Here is a 255-nt window from a genome sequence, read left to right as displayed (position 1 = left end):
GCGCTCCGCCGCCGGCAGGATCTCCAGCTCCCGCACCGGCGTGTGCGGCGAGCGCTCCAGCAGGCCCGCCAGATGCTCCAGCGCATGTTGCATGTAACCGCAGATACGCTCTGCTGAAACCGGCTCGACCGCTTCCGCCGTCAGGCCCAGCGCCTGCCCACAGTCTTCCACCGACAGGGTCAGGGGATAGTTGGTGCGCTCCTGCGCACCCAGCCACTCGATGCCGCCCAGGACATCGTCCGCGGCGCCGCCCTG

General features: G+C 70.2%; 1 protein-coding gene. It reads right to left on the bottom strand.

The window, feature by feature from the left end; translation table 11 throughout:
* On the bottom strand, window positions 1-255 hold a 255-nt coding region (locus AB4Y34_RS42440), incomplete at both ends, for a hypothetical protein (protein ID WP_368719376.1).

The organism is Paraburkholderia sp. BR10954 (assembly GCF_040965775.1).
Lineage (GTDB): Bacteria > Pseudomonadota > Gammaproteobacteria > Burkholderiales > Burkholderiaceae > Paraburkholderia > Paraburkholderia youngii.
This window is presented reverse-complemented; position numbering and strand designations above follow the sequence as displayed.